A 14,956-nucleotide genomic window follows, 5' to 3' on the forward strand; every position below is an offset into this window, starting at 1 on the left:
CGCGATTAGCCTGAGAACACCGCGGGGGCGCCAGGTTTGCACCGTTATCGTTGACGACCATCGCGAGCTTGCTCGCTCCTACAGTAAACTCCGCCTCTTTAGCCGACGTCCAGGGAACTCAAATGTCCGGTTCGATCCTTTATATCCACGGCTTCAACAGCTCGCCGTTGTCGAAGAAGGCTTGCCAGTTGATCGACGTGATGGAGCGTCTGGGCCTGAGCGAACATTTGCGCGTACCGGCGCTGCACCATCACCCGCGCCAGGCTATCGCGCAGCTGGAGCGGACGATTGTCGAGCTGGGGCGGCCACTGCTGGTCGGCAGCTCGCTCGGCGGCTACTATGCCACTCACCTGGCCGAGCGACTTGGCTTGAGAGCCCTGTTGATCAACCCTGCCGTCAGCCCGCACCGGATGTTCGACGGCTATCTGGGGACACAGAAAAACCTGTATACCGAAGAGGCCTGGGAATTGACCCACGACCACGTGACGGCCCTGGCCGAGCTGGAAGTGCCGGCGCCCCGGGATCCGCAGCGTTATCAGGTATGGTTGCAGACGGCAGACGAAACGCTGGACTATCGCCTCGCCCAGCAGTATTACCGGGCATGTGCCTTGCGTATCCAGGCGGGCGGTGACCACAGTTTCCAGGGGTTTGCCGCGCAACTGCCAGCCATGCTGAGTTTTGCCGGCATTGGCGCCGATTTGTATCAGGCAATTGATTTCACATCGCTTTGATGCGGTGCCTGTTTTCATGGATTTCTTTTTTCACGCAACACTGACGACGAGACCCCATGGCTACTCCCAGCGCTAGCTCTTATAACGCAGACGCCATCGAAGTCCTCTCGGGCCTCGACCCGGTGCGCAAACGCCCCGGCATGTACACCGACACCAGTCGGCCGAACCACCTTGCCCAGGAAGTCATCGACAACAGTGTCGACGAAGCCTTGGCCGGGCATGCCAGATCGGTGCAGGTGATCCTGCATGCCGACCATTCCCTGGAAGTCAGCGATGACGGCCGTGGCATGCCGGTGGACATTCACCCCGAGGAAGGTGTGTCGGGCGTCGAGTTGATCCTTACCAAACTCCACGCGGGCGGCAAGTTTTCCAACAAGAACTACCAGTTCTCCGGCGGTTTGCACGGGGTGGGTATTTCCGTGGTCAACGCCTTGTCCACCGAAGTGCGGGTGCGGGTCAAGCGTGACGGCAACGAATACCAGATGACCTTCAAGGATGGCTACAAGGCCACCGAGCTGGAAATCGTTGGCACTGTCGGCAAGCGCAACACTGGTACCAGTGTGTTCTTCGCGCCGGATCCGAAATACTTCGACTCCCCTAAATTCTCCATCAGCCGCCTCAAGCACGTGCTCAAGGCCAAGGCCGTGTTGTGCCCGGGGCTGCTGGTCAGCTTTGAAGACAAGGCCACCGGCGAGAAAGTCGAGTGGCATTACGAAGACGGCCTGCGTTCCTACCTGGTGGATGCGGTCAGCGAATTCGAGCGCCTGCCGGACGAGCCGTTCTGCGGCAGCCTGGCCGGTAACAAGGAAGCGGTGGATTGGGCGCTGCTGTGGCTACCGGAAGGTGGCGATGCGGTCCAGGAAAGCTACGTCAACCTGATTCCTACCGCCCAGGGCGGCACCCACGTCAACGGTTTGCGTCAGGGCCTGCTCGACGCCATGCGCGAATTCTGCGAATTCCGCAGCCTGTTGCCGCGCGGCGTGAAGCTGGCGCCGGAGGACGTATGGGAGCGTATTGCCTTCGTTTTGTCGATGAAAATGCAGGAGCCGCAATTCTCCGGCCAGACCAAGGAGCGCCTGTCGTCCCGTGAAGCGGCGGCGTTTGTCTCCGGGGTGGTCAAGGATGCGTTCAGCCTGTGGCTCAACGCCAACCCGGAAACCGGCATGCTGCTGGCGGAACTGGCGATCAACAACGCCGGCCGTCGCCTCAAGGCGAGCAAGAAGGTCGAGCGTAAACGCATTACCCAGGGTCCGGCGCTGCCGGGCAAACTGGCCGACTGTGCCGGGCAGGACCCGATGCGTTCCGAACTGTTCCTGGTGGAAGGTGACTCCGCCGGCGGCTCGGCCAAGCAGGCGCGGGACAAAGAGTTCCAGGCGATTCTGCCGTTGCGCGGCAAAATCCTGAACACCTGGGAAGTCGACGGCAGCGAAGTGCTGGCCAGCCAGGAAGTGCACAACATCGCGGTGGCCATCGGTGTCGATCCAGGCGCGGCCGACATGAGCCAGCTGCGCTACGGCAAGATCTGCATCCTCGCCGACGCCGACTCCGATGGCCTGCACATCGCAACCTTGTTGTGCGCATTGTTCGTTCAGCATTTCCGCGCGCTGGTGGATGCCGGTCACGTTTATGTGGCCATGCCGCCGCTGTACCGCATCGACCTGGGCAAGGAAATTTACTATGCCCTGGATGAAGCCGAGCGCGACGGCATTCTCGATCGTCTGGTGGCCGAGAAGAAGCGCGGCAAACCGCAGGTCACGCGATTCAAGGGTCTGGGCGAAATGAACCCGCCACAGTTGCGCGAGACCACCATGGACCCGAACACCCGGCGCCTGGTGCAACTGACCCTGGATGATTTCGAGGCGACTGCGGAAATCATGGACATGCTGCTGGCGAAGAAACGCGCTGGTGACCGCAAGAACTGGCTGGAATCCAAGGGCAACCTGGCCGAGGTTCTGGGCTGATGCGTCTGGGCTTTGCCCTGGCCTGTGGGTTGCTGCTGACATCGATCACGGTCTGCGCCGGGCCGGCACCACAGTTGCACCTGTTGTCCGAGCACGTCGTGGAAGGCATGCGCGGCGGCAACCTGTCCGGGCTGGCGCAGTGCGGCAATGAGCTGTGGGCGGTTTCCGACCGCGACGATGATCAGATCTATCGCCTGGATACCCGCGAATCTGCCTGGCAGGCCGAAGCGCTGCACATTGATGTACCACCGGTGCCTGACAGCGGCTTGCCCTGGGGGCTGAAGTCTCGTGTCTGGGGGGCTGCGTTCGTACGTGGCGGCGATCTGGACTTCGAGGGCATCACCTGCGATGGCGCCGGCAATCGTTACGTGGTCAGCGAAGGCCATGCCGCTGTCTTGCAAGTGCCGCCAACGGGGCCTGCCTCCTGGCTGAAGATTTCGCCGATGCTGGTGCGCGAGGCGCGGGCCAGTGGTCTGTTGTTGCAATTCAACGCACTGTTCGAAGGGCTGGCCATCAATCCGGCGGGCGATCAGATGTGGCTCGCTGCCGAACGTCAAGGTCGCGGACTGCTGATGATCAAGCGCAAACAGACGGTGTGGGATTGTGAAGGTGGCTGTGTACTGTTGAGCGAGGCGGGCATGGAAATGCAGCCCGAGCAGTTTCCCCACGCCAAAGCTGTTCCGCGGGACTTCTCTGACCTGTCGCTGTTCAACGGCAAACTGTTCACCCTTGAACGCAACGCCTACCAGATCTGCCGCAGGGATCCGCAGACGGCCAAGGTCGAGCGCTGCTGGTCGTACGCCGCCGAGTTGTTGCAGGACAACCGTCGTTATCCACAGAATTACGGGCTGGAAGAAGCGTTGATCGTGGATGCCGACGGCGCCTGGATCGGTGTTGACAATAACTTCGGCCCGCGCGCCGATGGTGAAGTGCGTCCGGTGGTCTGGCGTTTCGCTGCACCGGAAGGTGGCTGGAGTGCCAGTCTGTGAGGCAGCAATCGCCGGGGCAGCGCATCGGCCGGGTGTTTATGGTGCTGGCCTGGTGTGCGGCGCTGTTTCTGGCCACGCGATTTTTCGGCCACTGGGAAGCGCGTCAGCAAAATCCGAATGTTGTGGTCAGCTCGGAGCAGGGCGAAGGTTTCATTGAGGTGAAACTGGTCAGCAATGTACAAGGGCATTTCGTCGCCAGCGGCCTGATCAACGGCCAGCCGGTGGACTTCATGCTCGACACCGGGGCGACCGACGTGTCGATCCCGGCGGACCTGGCCAGGCGCCTGAAGCTCGAAGAAGGATTCGGCGTGACCCTGAGCACGGCCAATGGCCTGAGCCAGGGCTATCGCACTCGTATCGAACGCCTGCAACTGGGTGACATCGTGCTGCGGGATGTACGCGCACTGGTGGCCCCGGGGCTGCATGGCGATCAGGTGCTGCTCGGCATGAGCGCACTGAACAAACTTGAATTTACCCAGCGCGGTGGCACCATGCTGCTGCGCCAGACAACGAACCGATGAGGCCCGCATGAGCGACTCCCTTGATCTCAGCCTGGACGGTGTAGAACGCCGGTCACTGGCTGACTTCACCGAAAATGCCTACCTCAACTACTCCATGTACGTGATCATGGACCGTGCCTTGCCGCATATCGGCGACGGTCTGAAACCGGTACAGCGGCGTATCGTCTACGCCATGAGCGAGCTGGGGCTGGATGCCGATTCCAAGCACAAGAAGTCGGCGCGTACAGTCGGTGACGTGCTCGGTAAGTTCCACCCCCACGGTGACTCGGCCTGCTACGAAGCCATGGTGCTGATGGCCCAGCCGTTCAGCTATCGCTACACGCTGGTCGACGGCCAGGGCAACTGGGGTGCTCCGGATGATCCCAAGTCGTTCGCCGCCATGCGTTACACCGAAGCGCGGCTGTCGCGTTATTCCGAAGTACTGCTCAGCGAGCTGGGCCAGGGCACGGCGGACTGGGGGCCAAACTTCGACGGCACGCTGGACGAGCCGCTGGTCTTGCCTGCCCGTCTGCCGAACATTCTGCTCAACGGCACCACCGGTATCGCCGTGGGCATGGCCACCGACGTTCCGCCGCACAACCTGCGCGAAGTCGCCACCGCCTGCGTGCGCTTGCTCGACGAGCCCAAGGCCACAGTCGAACAGCTCTGTGAACACATCCAGGGCCCGGACTATCCGACCGAAGCGGAAATCATCACCCCGCGCGCCGACCTGCTGAAAATCTACGAAACCGGTCGCGGTTCCGTGCGCATGCGCGCCGTGTATCACATCGAAGACGGCGACATCATCGTTACCGCGCTGCCGCATCAGGTTTCGGGCGCCAAAGTGCTGGAACAGATCGCCGCGATGATGCAGGCCAAGCCGTCCAAGGCGCCGCAAATTGCCGACCTGCGTGACGAGTCCGACCACGAGAACCCGTGCCGGATCGTGATCATCCCGGGTGCCCGGAAAAACTTCGATCACGATGCGCTGATGCAGCACCTGTTCGCCAGCACCGAGCTGGAGTCGAGCTACCGGGTCAACATCAACATCATCGGCCTGGATGGCAAGCCACAGCTGAAAAACTTGCGCGCGCTGCTGGTCGAGTGGCTGGAGTTCCGGGTGCAGACCGTGCGTCGTCGCCTGCAATTCCGCCTCGACAAGGTCGAGCGTCGCCTGCACCTGTTGGATGGCTTGTTGATTGCCTATCTCAACCTGGATGAAGTGATCCACATCATCCGTACCGAGGAGCAACCACGGGCCAGGCTGATCGAACGCTTCGCCCTGAGCGAAATCCAGGCCGACTACATTCTCGACACCCGTCTGCGTCAGTTGGCGCGACTGGAAGAGATGAAGCTGCGTGCCGAGCAGGATGAACTGCTCAAGGAACAAGCCAAGCTGCAAGCCCTGCTGAGCAGCGAAGCCAAGTTGAAAAAACTGGTGCGCAGCGAGCTGATCAAGGACGCTGAAACTTACGGTGATGACCGCCGGTCGCCTATTGTCGAGCGCGCCGAGGCCCGGGCCCTGACCGAGCACGATCTGCTGCCGAACGAGAAAGTGACGGTCGTGCTGTCGGAAAAAGGCTGGATTCGCTCCGCCAAAGGTCACGAAATCGATGCCACCGGGCTTTCCTACAAGGCCGGAGACGGTTTCAAGGCGTTGGCAGCGGGGCGCTCCAACCAGTTTGCCGTGTTTATCGACTCCACCGGCCGCAGTTACTCGGTGGCTGCCCACACCTTGCCGTCGGCCCGCGGCCAGGGCGAACCGCTGACCGGTCGCCTGACGCCGCCGCCAGGTGCAAGTTTCGAATGCGTGCTGATGCCGGAAGACGATGCGCTGTACGTGATCGCCTCCGACGCCGGTTACGGTTTCGTGGTCAAGGGTGAAGATCTGCAGGCCAAGAACAAGGCGGGCAAGGCCCTGTTGAGCCTGCCGAACAATGCCAAGGTCATGCTGCCGCGTCCGGTGGCCGATCGTGAGCAGAACTGGCTGGCGTCGGTGACGACCGAAGGTCGCCTGCTGATCTTCAAGATCAGCGACCTGCCACAATTAGGTAAGGGCAAAGGCAACAAGATCATCGGGATTCCTGGTGAACGAGTGGCCAGTCGCGAAGAGTATGTGACGGACATCGCCGTATTGCCGGACGGTGCAACACTGGTGTTGCAGGCCGGGAAACGTACCTTGTCGCTGAAAGCGGACGACCTCGAACACTACAAGGGTGAACGTGGTCGTCGGGGCAACAAGTTGCCGCGTGGCTTCCAGCGGGTAGATGCGTTGCTCGTCGAAAACCTTAATTAGGTGACATCGCGGCGGGGAAACCAGTCGATAGCGTCCCCTGGAGGCGCCGAACTACGATTTAACCCGTAGTTCGGCGCTTTGCGCTGGAGTCGGAACGCATATTCACGGATGATATGGCCTTTCAAGCGTCGGCCTGGCCGCGCATTTTTAATATTTGTTGAGTATTTTCACTGTGGTCAGCCTTTTGGCGATCACCTGGATGGGACGATGACTGCTCTGCGCCTTCCTTTTATTCTCATGCTCGCCGGCGTACTTGGCCTGGCGGGTTGCAGCGTTCACCAACCGGTGTCGTTGTACCAGCTGGATGCTGGAAGTCCGGCTCAGCCTGCACAGAACGCTGGCATGGCGGTTTTGTTGGGCCCGGTCACCGTGGCCGACTACCTGCAACGTGAAACCCTGTTGCAGCGACAGCCGGATGGAAGCCTGCAAGCCTCGACCGATGGTCGTTGGGCTGGCAGCCTTTCGTCGGATATCGATCAGTTGCTGCTGCGTCAGGTCTCAGGTCGCCTGGACAGCCAGCGCGTAGTGCTGGCCCCGGCGACAGCGGGTTTCACCCCGGACGTTCAGGTGCTGCTGACCATCACCCGCCTGGATTCGGGTGAAAAACAACCGGCGATCCTCGACGCGCAATGGCGTCTGATCGACCGTCGCGGACAGGTCCGCGACAACCGAATCATCCATTTGCAGGAACAGCATGCCGGTAGTACGGCGGCGCAGGTCCAGGCGCAGGGCGTGTTGTTGCAACGCCTGGCCGAGCAACTGTCGGTGGCAATCAAGCCTCTGGCCAATCAGCCGCCGATCGCCGAAGTCCCGCGCAAGCCGGCGGCAGCCAAGGCGGCAGCACCTGCGGTAGAACAGGAAAAGCAGCCGAAGATCCCGATGGCCGCGCCTATTCGTACGGATATGGAAGTGTTCCGCTTCTGACCGCAGGATGGATTTGAAACAAAGCCCGCATTATGCGGGCTTTGTTGTTTCTGCGGGTTGGAGATCTTTAGCGTCAGTTCCGGCCTCTTCGCGGGCAAGCCCGCTCCCACAGGGTGCGCGTCGTACACGTCAATCGTGACCGGAGCAGTCATTGTGGGAGCGGGCCTGCCCGCGAAGGCGTCAGTACAGGCAACAAAAAGCCCGCAGACGATCGCTCATCTGCGGGCTTCATTGTGGCCGGGGCTGAGGCTTAAGCGCGGCGCTCGTGCATCCGCGCCAATTGCCGTTCAAGCATCGACGGATATGGCTCCATCAACCGTTCCACGCAGCACGCACCTTCAGGGCTGGCAATCGGGCGGATCCGCGCGCGCTGGCGGATCAACGCGTCATCGCTGATCTTGCGCTCCACCAGCAGCAGGTTGCGGCTGTGTTGCGACAGGGCCAGGGCGTCCTGGGCGGAATCGGTCAGCAGCAGGTCGATCTGGCTCAGGCCGAACAGTTCCTCGCCGAGGGTCAGGCCCAGCTGCAATTGCAGGGTGATGCCGCTGTCCGCGACTTCGATCTGCAACTGGTGGCCCAGGGCCCGCAGCAGCTCGCCACAGCAAATGGCGTTGGTCAGGTAATCGTCGCCGCTGTCTTCGGTGTGGAACAGCATCAAGGTGCTGCCATCGTTCAAGGTCTCCACTTCGCCTTGATACAGCGACGCGGCCTGATCGAGGCAATCGCGATAGCGTTCGAGCAGTTCTTCCAGACGTGCCCGCGGCAGGCGACGCAGTTGTTCCTGGGAGCCCAGTTGCACTGCCAGCACTGCGCTGTGTTGCGGCATGCTCGGAGTGGCCTGGCGAATGACCGGTTGTGGGGTGCTGCCCAGTGACTCGTCGCGCAGATCGGCGAAGGGGTCTTCATCATCGTCGTCTTCGACGGTGCTGACGATCTGCCGTGGCGCTGGCTTGAGCGCCGCTACCGGGCGACTCTCGTCAAAGCTCGGATCGCGCAGGTTACGTACTTCGAAGGCCGGGTCGGCCTCGTCATCGACGTCGTCGAACTCCGGTTCCGGCACCGGGGCTGGCTCGGCGGGCTCCGGGGCGAAGTTGGCGTGCAGCTGACGCGCCAGGTCACCGATCTCGTCCTGGCGGTCGGTGGCCGGGGTGTATTCATCGATATTGCGCAGCCACACCCGCAATTGCAGCAGCGGCGTGGAGAGATAACGCCCCATGCGCAGGCTCAAGGCCAAAGACAGGGCCAGCAGAATGGCGCTGAGGATGCCCATGCTTTGCAGGCTGATGGTCATCGGTTGCTGGAACTGGTCCATGTCCAGGCTAATGCGCAATTGTCCGGCGGTCACGTCCTGGAAGGTGATCTTGCTCTGGTACATGCCCTCGGCTTCGCCCAGCAGGCCATGCTTGGGGCGCTGACCGGATTCGGCGAGGATGCGGTTGTCCGGACTGTAGATGGCAGCGTGGGCCACCAGCTTGTTCTTGGTCAGGTTGTTGAGCAGCACGTTGAGGCTGAGGATGTCGTTGGACACCAGCAGCTCGGTAGCCGAGGTGGCCGTCTGCGTGGTCAGGCTTTCGCCCAGCGCATCCGCCTGCTCGTGCATGGCCTGCTTGAACTGCAAGCCCATCACACCGGCATAGATGACCAGGGCCAGGGCGACCAGGATCACGTTATGGCTGGCGATGCGCAATGCAATCGGTACACGGCGGTGGCGCAGTGCCCGGAAGATCAGCAGGAAGAAGTTGTCGGTTTTTACTGGCGTGGGCCGGTTCACTTGAGCTCGGCTCTTTTGTCCGTGAAGTTGACGCGCAGTATAGCGACAGGCCCTAGACCGTCAAAGCGCTCGCGGTGCCCGATGGTCACTGAAAGTGGGTAGAATGCGGTTTTTTTCCACCTGCGGGGGTGCGCCTTGCGCGAAATCGTCCTGATAAACATCACGGGAGTCGACCGTCCGGGTCTGACTGCGGCCATTACCGGCGTTCTGGCCCAGGGTGGTGTGAACATTCTCGACATCGGTCAGGCGGTGATCCACGACACCTTGTCGTTCGGCATCCTGGTTGAAATTCCTGACACCGAGCAAGGCAAGTCCGTGCTCAAGGACATCCTGTTCAAGGGCTATGAACTCGATCAACAGGTGCGTTTCACACCGGTATCCGAACAGGATTACCAGCAGTGGGTTGGCAACCAGGGCAAAAAGCGTCACATCGTGACCCTGTTGACCCGCAAGGTGACAGCCGGGCAGTTGCAGGCCGTAAGCTCGATCACCGCCAAATATGGCTTGAACATCGACCACATCGATCGTCTTTCCGGGCGCATGCCGCTGGATACCCCGGCCGACAAGGGCAAGGGCTGCATCGAATTTTCCGTGCGTGGCGAGGCGGCTGATCCGCAGGCGCTGCGGGCAGAATTCCTCAGCGTTGCCCAGGAGCTGAATGTCGACATCGCCTTCCAGGAAGATTCGCTGTTCCGTCGCAACCGTCGGCTGGCGGTGTTCGACATGGACTCGACGCTGATCGAAGCCGAAGTGATCGATGAGCTGGCCAAGGCGGCCGGTGTGGGTGACAAGGTTTCGGAAATCACCGAGCGGGCAATGGCCGGTGAGCTGGATTTCCGCGCCAGCTTCAAGGAGCGTCTGGCCTTGCTCAAAGGGCTGGATGTCAATGTGCTGGATTCCATCGGCGCCTCGCTGCGCCTGACCGAAGGGGCCGAAACCCTGTTCGCCGAGCTCAAGCGCCTGGGCTACAAGACCGCGATTCTGTCGGGCGGCTTCACCTACTTTGCCAAGCAATTGCAGGCCAAACTGGGTATCGACTACGTGTTCGCCAACGAACTGGAAGTGGTCGACGGCAAAGTTACCGGCGTGGCGGTCGAGCCGATTGTCGACGCCCAGCGCAAGGCAGATTTGTTGAAGGAATTGGCACACAAGGAAGGCTTGCGCCTGGAGCAGACCATTGCGGTCGGTGATGGTGCCAACGATCTGCCGATGCTGGCGATTGCCGGGTTGGGCGTGGCGTTCCGCGCCAAGCCGCTGGTCAAGCAGTCTGCCAAGCAGGCGATTTCAACGCTGGGGCTGGATGGTGTGCTGTATTTGCTGGGCTTCCGCGATCGCGACGGCCAGCTCTGACACCGCAAAACAACTGTAGGAGCGAGCCCGCTCGCGATGATCGTCAACGATGACGCGGGTATTCTGAATGTCCGCGCCGCTCTCTGGTTCATCGCGAGCAATCGAGCGTCGACCGGCTGCTCCTACAGTTATGTGCGACGATCAGGCCTTTGGCAGGCCCATGCCCTGACCCATCTGCACCGCTGTTCCGGCGGTCATTTCTTCAGCCCACTTCACCTGATCCGGCCCGAACAGCACGACAGCGGTCGAACCCAGCTTGAAGCGACCCAGTTCCGCACCTTTTTCCAGGTGGATCGGTGCGCGGGAGGCTTCGTCGTAACGGAAGGTTTTCAGTTCCCGTTTCGGCGGCGTCACCAGGCCCGCCCAGACGGTTTCGATCGAGGCCACGATCATCGCGCCCACCAGTACCACGGCCATCGGACCGCGCTCGGTGTCGAAAATGCACGCCACGCGCTCGTTGCGGGCAAACAGTTCCGGAACGTTTTCAGCAGTGGTCTGGTTGACCGAGAACAGACGACCCGGGATGTAGATCATCTCGCGCAGGGTGCCAGCCAGTGGCATGTGCACGCGGTGATAGTCCTTCGGCGACAGGTAGATGGTCGCGAAATCGCCACCCATGAACGGCGCAGCATTCGCCGCATCGCCGCCGAGCAGTTCCAGCACGCTGAAGCTGTGGCCCTTGGCCTGGAACACACGACCGTGCTCGATCGGGCCGAGCTGGCTGATCGCACCGTCGGCCGGGCTGAGGATCGCACCCGGGGTCTCGTCCAGCGGGCGGGCACCGGCTTTCAGTGCGCGGGTGAAGAACGCGTTGAAGTGCTCATAGGCGGTCAGGTCTTCGACCAGCGCCTGGGACATGTCCACCTGGTAACGCTTGGCAAACCAGGCGGTAAAGGCGTTCTTGAACCAGCGCACGCGGCATTCGGCGATGCAGCCGGCCAGTCGCGAGAGCAAGTTGTGGGGCAGCAGGTACTGGCTGAGGATAAACAGACGCTTGTTCATTAACTGTCCTTAAAAACCTTAAATCTCTACGGGCGTATCGGGATGGTTGCCCCATTCGCCCCAGGAGCCGGCGTAGCCTTTGACCCGCGGATAACCGAGGGCCTTGGCCACCAGATAGGTGAAGCCAGAACGATGATGGGTCTGGCAGTGGGTAATCACTTCTTTGTCTTTGCTGATCCCGAGTTGTTCGAGGATCTGCGGCATGTCGGTGCGGATACGCAGCTGGCGCGCCTGGTCCATGCCGGCGGTCCATTCGAAATTGACCGCGCCGGGAATGTGGCCGCCCTTGGCTGCCAGGACTTTCTCGCCGGAATACTCCAGCGGCCCGCGTGCGTCCCAGATAGCCAGGTCGGCGGCGCCGAGACGGCTTTGCAGGTATTCGCGGGTGGCGGTGGGCTCGTCGTGCAAGGTCAATGCAACCGGGCCACCCACAGCAGGCGGGATCTGGATCGACATGGGCGAACCCTCTGCCAGCCAGGCCGGCAGGCCGCCGTTGATATAGTGGTACTTGCTGTGGCCGATGACATCCAGCAGCCAGATAAAGCGTCCGGCCCAACCGCCGCCTTCGTCGTCATACACCACGTAGACCGCGTCGGGGTTGTGTCCCAGCTCACCAAACAACGCTTCGAGTGCTGCCTGCGGGGGCATCAGTCCGGGGGCGGGCGCCTGACCCAGTTGCGTGCGTTTGGGATCGACAAAGCGCGCGCCGGGAATGTGCCCTTCGGTGTAGCGGGCGGCACTGGTCAAGTCCACCAGAATCAGTTCGCGGGTGTCGAGACGAGGGAGCAAGTCGCTCGGCTCGATCACCAGCGGCAAGCCAGAGAAGTCAGGCATGTGAGGTCTCCAGAGCACAAAAGGGAGGATTGTAGCGCAGCTTATTGGCCTCGGTTGCTAAAGCTGTGCAGGGCTTTTTCGATGCATTGTGCGGTTTTGCCGAAGGCCTGTACGGAAATTTCCGAAAACGGCCCACCGCCCTGATCCGCCACGACGATCATGATCACCCGACCATTGTTGACCAGCGAACGCAGCAGCAGGTGTTCGCCGCTGAACTGCGAACGCAGGCCGTTGGGCAGCAGGGCCGAGAGTTGCGCATTGTTGGCCGGCGTCAGGCGGACCTGGGCCTGTTGCGTGAGCAGGCGTTGCAACACGTTGCTCTGGCTGACCACGAAGTTCAGCCCGGCCGCCTCCTTCGGCAGGCCGGCCGTCTGGTGCACGCGCAGGTTGGCGTGGGTGCGGTCGGCCATCAGGATCATCACCCGACGCATGCCGCAGGCTGCGAGGGCGTCCCGGGCGGCGATGGTCAGGTGCATGGCGTTGGTAAAGCGACTCGGCTCGACCAGCAATTCGGCGCATTGCTTGCGCCATTTCGCCAGATCTTCGGCGGTGGGTGCCGCGGCCGGCAGCAGTCCGGCGTGGATACGGTTCATGCTCCACGGCCAGATCAGCGATTCGGCGGGGTGCCAGAGATCGGGCATGGCATGCTGGCGTGCGCTGTTGGCGGCTTGCTGATGCAGTTGCTGCTGCACCTCGGCCATCGGCATTTGCAGGTAAAGGCTGGTCAGGTACTGCCAGCGCTCACTGTGCGGGCTGTCCCAGGCGTGCTGCGCCGACAGCGCCAACCCGTTGGCCAGCAACACCGTATTGGCCGGTTGATTGAGCCAGCGGCGCAGGGTCGGGTTGTCATCGAGGCGGTTCTGCTGGCGCAATGGATGCTCGCTGTCACGGGCAATGCGCAGGACTTTCACCAGTTCCCGCTGTTCAGTGAGCAACAGTCGATAGCCTTGTTGTACCCAGATCGGCAAGCGCCAGATCTCCACCAGTGCCTGGCCGATGTCCAGCAGGCGTACACCAAACAGTTGCCGCTCGACTTTGCGTGCCGATTCGCCTTTATGGATGACCCGCAGTTCCCAGTCTTCGAGCAGTTCTGGATGGGTCAGCGCCAACGGCCAGAGGGGCGAAAGGAACAGCAGGCTACCCCAGTGGATGTCCTGCCACAGGCGTGCCAGGCGACTGGAAAAAAAACCGTTGGCCTGCTGCGTGGCGTGCTGGCTGATCATCTGTAGCTGACGCAAGGCTTTGGGAATGTCGGACTGGGGGGCGGCGGGCAAGCGTGCGAGCAGCTCTTCGGTGCGCTTGAGGCCGAGGCGATTGATCGCGATCTCGAGGTTTTCCGCAGGCTCGGTCATGCTGCCGTGGGTGTGTCGGTTGGCTTCGCGAATCACGCTCAAGGCCAGGGCCGGACTGCCTTGCATGAGGTCGGCGATGTCGCGCAGCGAGCTGCGATTGTCGCGGATGGCCTTGCAGACAAGGTCGTGGCTGGCTTGCGGGACGGGAAGGCGTACGCCATCGAGCAGCTTGATCCAGCCCTCGAGCGTTGTCGGTTTTGGTGTTGGAACGTTCGTTTCGTTAACCATGGTTGGCGGCGATCATCATCAGCATTACCCGGGCCCGGAGTGGGTCAAATTGGCTTTTCGCCTGAACGGGCTTTAGTCTGGCGCAGTTTTGCCGATAAGTAGAAGAAGAGATTTTTTAACTTCCGAATATGACCTTGAACCCGACTCAGTAAGTGCTCTCCTACCTATGGCTAAAATTATCGGCATCATCGTCGTATTCGCGAGCGTGCTCGGCGGATACGTGCTTTCCCACGGCAAGGTTGCCGCCCTGATCCAACCTTTCGAGGTCATGATTATCGGTGGTGCGGCCCTCGGCGCATTCCTGCAGGCCAACCCTGGCCATATGGCGATGCACGTTCTCAAGAAAGCCTTGGGGATGTTCAGTTCACGCTTCAACCACGGGTTCTATCTGGAAGTGCTGGGCCTGATCTACGAGATCCTCAACAAGAGTCGCCGCGAAGGCATGATGGCGATCGAAGGCGATATCGAAGATGCCGCCGCGAGCCCGATCTTCGCCAAGTACCCTACGGTCCTCAAGGATGAGCGCATGACCGCATTTGTCTGCGATTACCTGCGCATCATGTCCTCCGGCAACATGGCTCCCCATGAACTTGAAAACCTGTTCGACATGGAGCTTGCCAGTCTCAAGGAAGACCTGGACCACCCGTCCCATGCAGTGAACGGCATTGCCGACGCCATGCCGGGTTTCGGTATCGTCGCGGCGGTATTGGGTATCGTGGTGACCATGGCTTCGCTCGGTGAAAGCGACCAGAAAATGATTGGCCTGCACGTCGGTGCGGCACTGGTCGGTACTTTCTTCGGTATTCTCGCGGCCTACGGCTTCTTCGGTCCCCTGGCGCATGCCCTGGGTCACGATGCCAAGGAAGAGCTGAACGTCTACGAAGCCATCAAGGCCTCGCTGGTCGCTTCGGCTTCCGGCATGCCGCCATCGCTGGCGGTAGAGTTCGGGCGCAAGGTTCTGTACCCGGCGCACCGCCCTAGCTTCGCCGAGCTGGAACAAGCGGTTCGTGGTCGTTAA

12 protein-coding genes are annotated in these 14,956 nt (G+C 61.4%); 8 read left to right on the forward strand and 4 right to left on the reverse strand.

All coding sequences use genetic code 11. The features are described 5' to 3' along the window. Window positions 1-122 precede the first annotated feature (122 nt). From CAF65_RS17435 to CAF65_RS17460, 6 genes are all read left to right on the forward strand, one after another. Window positions 123-731 (forward strand): YqiA/YcfP family alpha/beta fold hydrolase, encoded by a 609-nt coding sequence (locus tag CAF65_RS17435; protein ID WP_085717396.1) that lies wholly within the window; start codon window positions 123-125, stop codon window positions 729-731. A 56-nt stretch (window positions 732-787) separates the two neighbouring features. Further along, window positions 788-2,692, forward strand: coding sequence for a DNA topoisomerase IV subunit B (parE, locus tag CAF65_RS17440; protein WP_008016922.1), 1,905 nt, complete (start codon window positions 788-790; stop codon window positions 2,690-2,692). After that, window positions 2,692-3,681 (forward strand): esterase-like activity of phytase family protein, encoded by a 990-nt coding sequence (locus CAF65_RS17445; RefSeq protein WP_085717397.1) that lies wholly within the window; start codon window positions 2,692-2,694, stop codon window positions 3,679-3,681. The genes parE and CAF65_RS17445 overlap by 1 nt, the downstream gene beginning before the upstream one ends. Further along, complete coding sequence (locus CAF65_RS17450) at window positions 3,678-4,202, forward strand: TIGR02281 family clan AA aspartic protease (RefSeq protein ID WP_085717398.1); 525 nt, start codon at window positions 3,678-3,680, stop codon at window positions 4,200-4,202. The genes CAF65_RS17445 and CAF65_RS17450 overlap by 4 nt, the downstream gene beginning before the upstream one ends. Window positions 4,203-4,209: 7 nt before the next feature. Further along, window positions 4,210-6,477 carry a DNA topoisomerase IV subunit A gene (parC, locus tag CAF65_RS17455; protein WP_085717399.1) on the forward strand — a complete coding sequence of 756 codons (2,268 nt, stop codon included), beginning with the start codon at window positions 4,210-4,212 and terminating at the stop codon, window positions 6,475-6,477. 207 nt (window positions 6,478-6,684) lie between these two features. Next, window positions 6,685-7,401 (forward strand): membrane integrity-associated transporter subunit PqiC, encoded by a 717-nt coding sequence (locus CAF65_RS17460; protein WP_085717400.1) that lies wholly within the window; start codon window positions 6,685-6,687, stop codon window positions 7,399-7,401. Between the two features lie 250 nt (window positions 7,402-7,651). On the opposite strand, the gene CAF65_RS17465 is transcribed toward CAF65_RS17460, so the two are convergent. Beyond that, window positions 7,652-9,172: an AhpA/YtjB family protein gene (locus CAF65_RS17465; RefSeq protein WP_085717401.1), complete on the reverse strand. Its 1,521-nt coding sequence runs from the start codon at window positions 9,170-9,172 to the stop codon at window positions 7,652-7,654. A 135-nt stretch (window positions 9,173-9,307) separates the two neighbouring features. On the opposite strand from CAF65_RS17465, the gene serB reads away from it, so the two are divergent. Beyond that, on the forward strand, window positions 9,308-10,522 hold the full coding sequence (gene serB, locus CAF65_RS17470) for a phosphoserine phosphatase SerB (RefSeq protein WP_057395688.1): 1,215 nt from the start codon (window positions 9,308-9,310) through the stop codon (window positions 10,520-10,522). A 141-nt stretch (window positions 10,523-10,663) separates the two neighbouring features. Here the strand turns inward: serB and asd are convergent, their stop codons facing one another. The 3 genes from asd to CAF65_RS17485 are packed head-to-tail and all read right to left on the reverse strand — an operon-like array spanning window position 10,664 to window position 13,938. After that, window positions 10,664-11,524, reverse strand: coding sequence for an archaetidylserine decarboxylase (gene asd, locus CAF65_RS17475; protein ID WP_085717402.1), 861 nt, complete (start codon window positions 11,522-11,524; stop codon window positions 10,664-10,666). A gap of 18 nt (window positions 11,525-11,542) precedes the next feature. Continuing rightward, a complete protein-coding gene (locus CAF65_RS17480) occupies window positions 11,543-12,358 on the reverse strand; it encodes a rhodanese-like domain-containing protein (RefSeq protein WP_085717403.1) in 816 nt (271 codons plus the stop codon). Between the two features lie 41 nt (window positions 12,359-12,399). After that, the gene (locus CAF65_RS17485) at window positions 12,400-13,938 is read right to left on the reverse strand and encodes an HDOD domain-containing protein (protein ID WP_085717404.1); all 1,539 of its coding nucleotides are present in this window, start codon (window positions 13,936-13,938) and stop codon (window positions 12,400-12,402) included. 166 nt (window positions 13,939-14,104) lie between these two features. On the opposite strand from CAF65_RS17485, the gene motA reads away from it, so the two are divergent. After that, complete coding sequence (gene motA / locus CAF65_RS17490; RefSeq protein WP_085717405.1) at window positions 14,105-14,956, forward strand: flagellar motor stator protein MotA; 852 nt, start codon at window positions 14,105-14,107, stop codon at window positions 14,954-14,956.

This window comes from Pseudomonas sp. B28(2017), assembly GCF_002113025.1.
GTDB lineage: Bacteria > Pseudomonadota > Gammaproteobacteria > Pseudomonadales > Pseudomonadaceae > Aquipseudomonas.

What these genes read in the sequence shown, in the direction of transcription:
- motA (WP_085717405.1), top strand. Translation starts at nt 14,105, where the DNA reads ATGGCTAAAATTATCGGCATCATCGTCGTATTCGCGAGCGTGCTCGGC.
- asd (WP_085717402.1), bottom strand. Translation starts at nt 11,524, where the DNA reads ATGAACAAGCGTCTGTTTATCCTCAGCCAGTACCTGCTGCCCCACAAC.
- CAF65_RS17460 (WP_085717400.1), top strand. Translation starts at nt 6,685, where the DNA reads ATGACTGCTCTGCGCCTTCCTTTTATTCTCATGCTCGCCGGCGTACTT.
- CAF65_RS17445 (WP_085717397.1), top strand. Translation starts at nt 2,692, where the DNA reads ATGCGTCTGGGCTTTGCCCTGGCCTGTGGGTTGCTGCTGACATCGATC.
- parE (WP_008016922.1), top strand. Translation starts at nt 788, where the DNA reads ATGGCTACTCCCAGCGCTAGCTCTTATAACGCAGACGCCATCGAAGTC.
- CAF65_RS17485 (WP_085717404.1), bottom strand. Translation starts at nt 13,938, where the DNA reads ATGGTTAACGAAACGAACGTTCCAACACCAAAACCGACAACGCTCGAG.
- parC (WP_085717399.1), top strand. Translation starts at nt 4,210, where the DNA reads ATGAGCGACTCCCTTGATCTCAGCCTGGACGGTGTAGAACGCCGGTCA.
- CAF65_RS17480 (WP_085717403.1), bottom strand. Translation starts at nt 12,358, where the DNA reads ATGCCTGACTTCTCTGGCTTGCCGCTGGTGATCGAGCCGAGCGACTTG.
- CAF65_RS17435 (WP_085717396.1), top strand. Translation starts at nt 123, where the DNA reads ATGTCCGGTTCGATCCTTTATATCCACGGCTTCAACAGCTCGCCGTTG.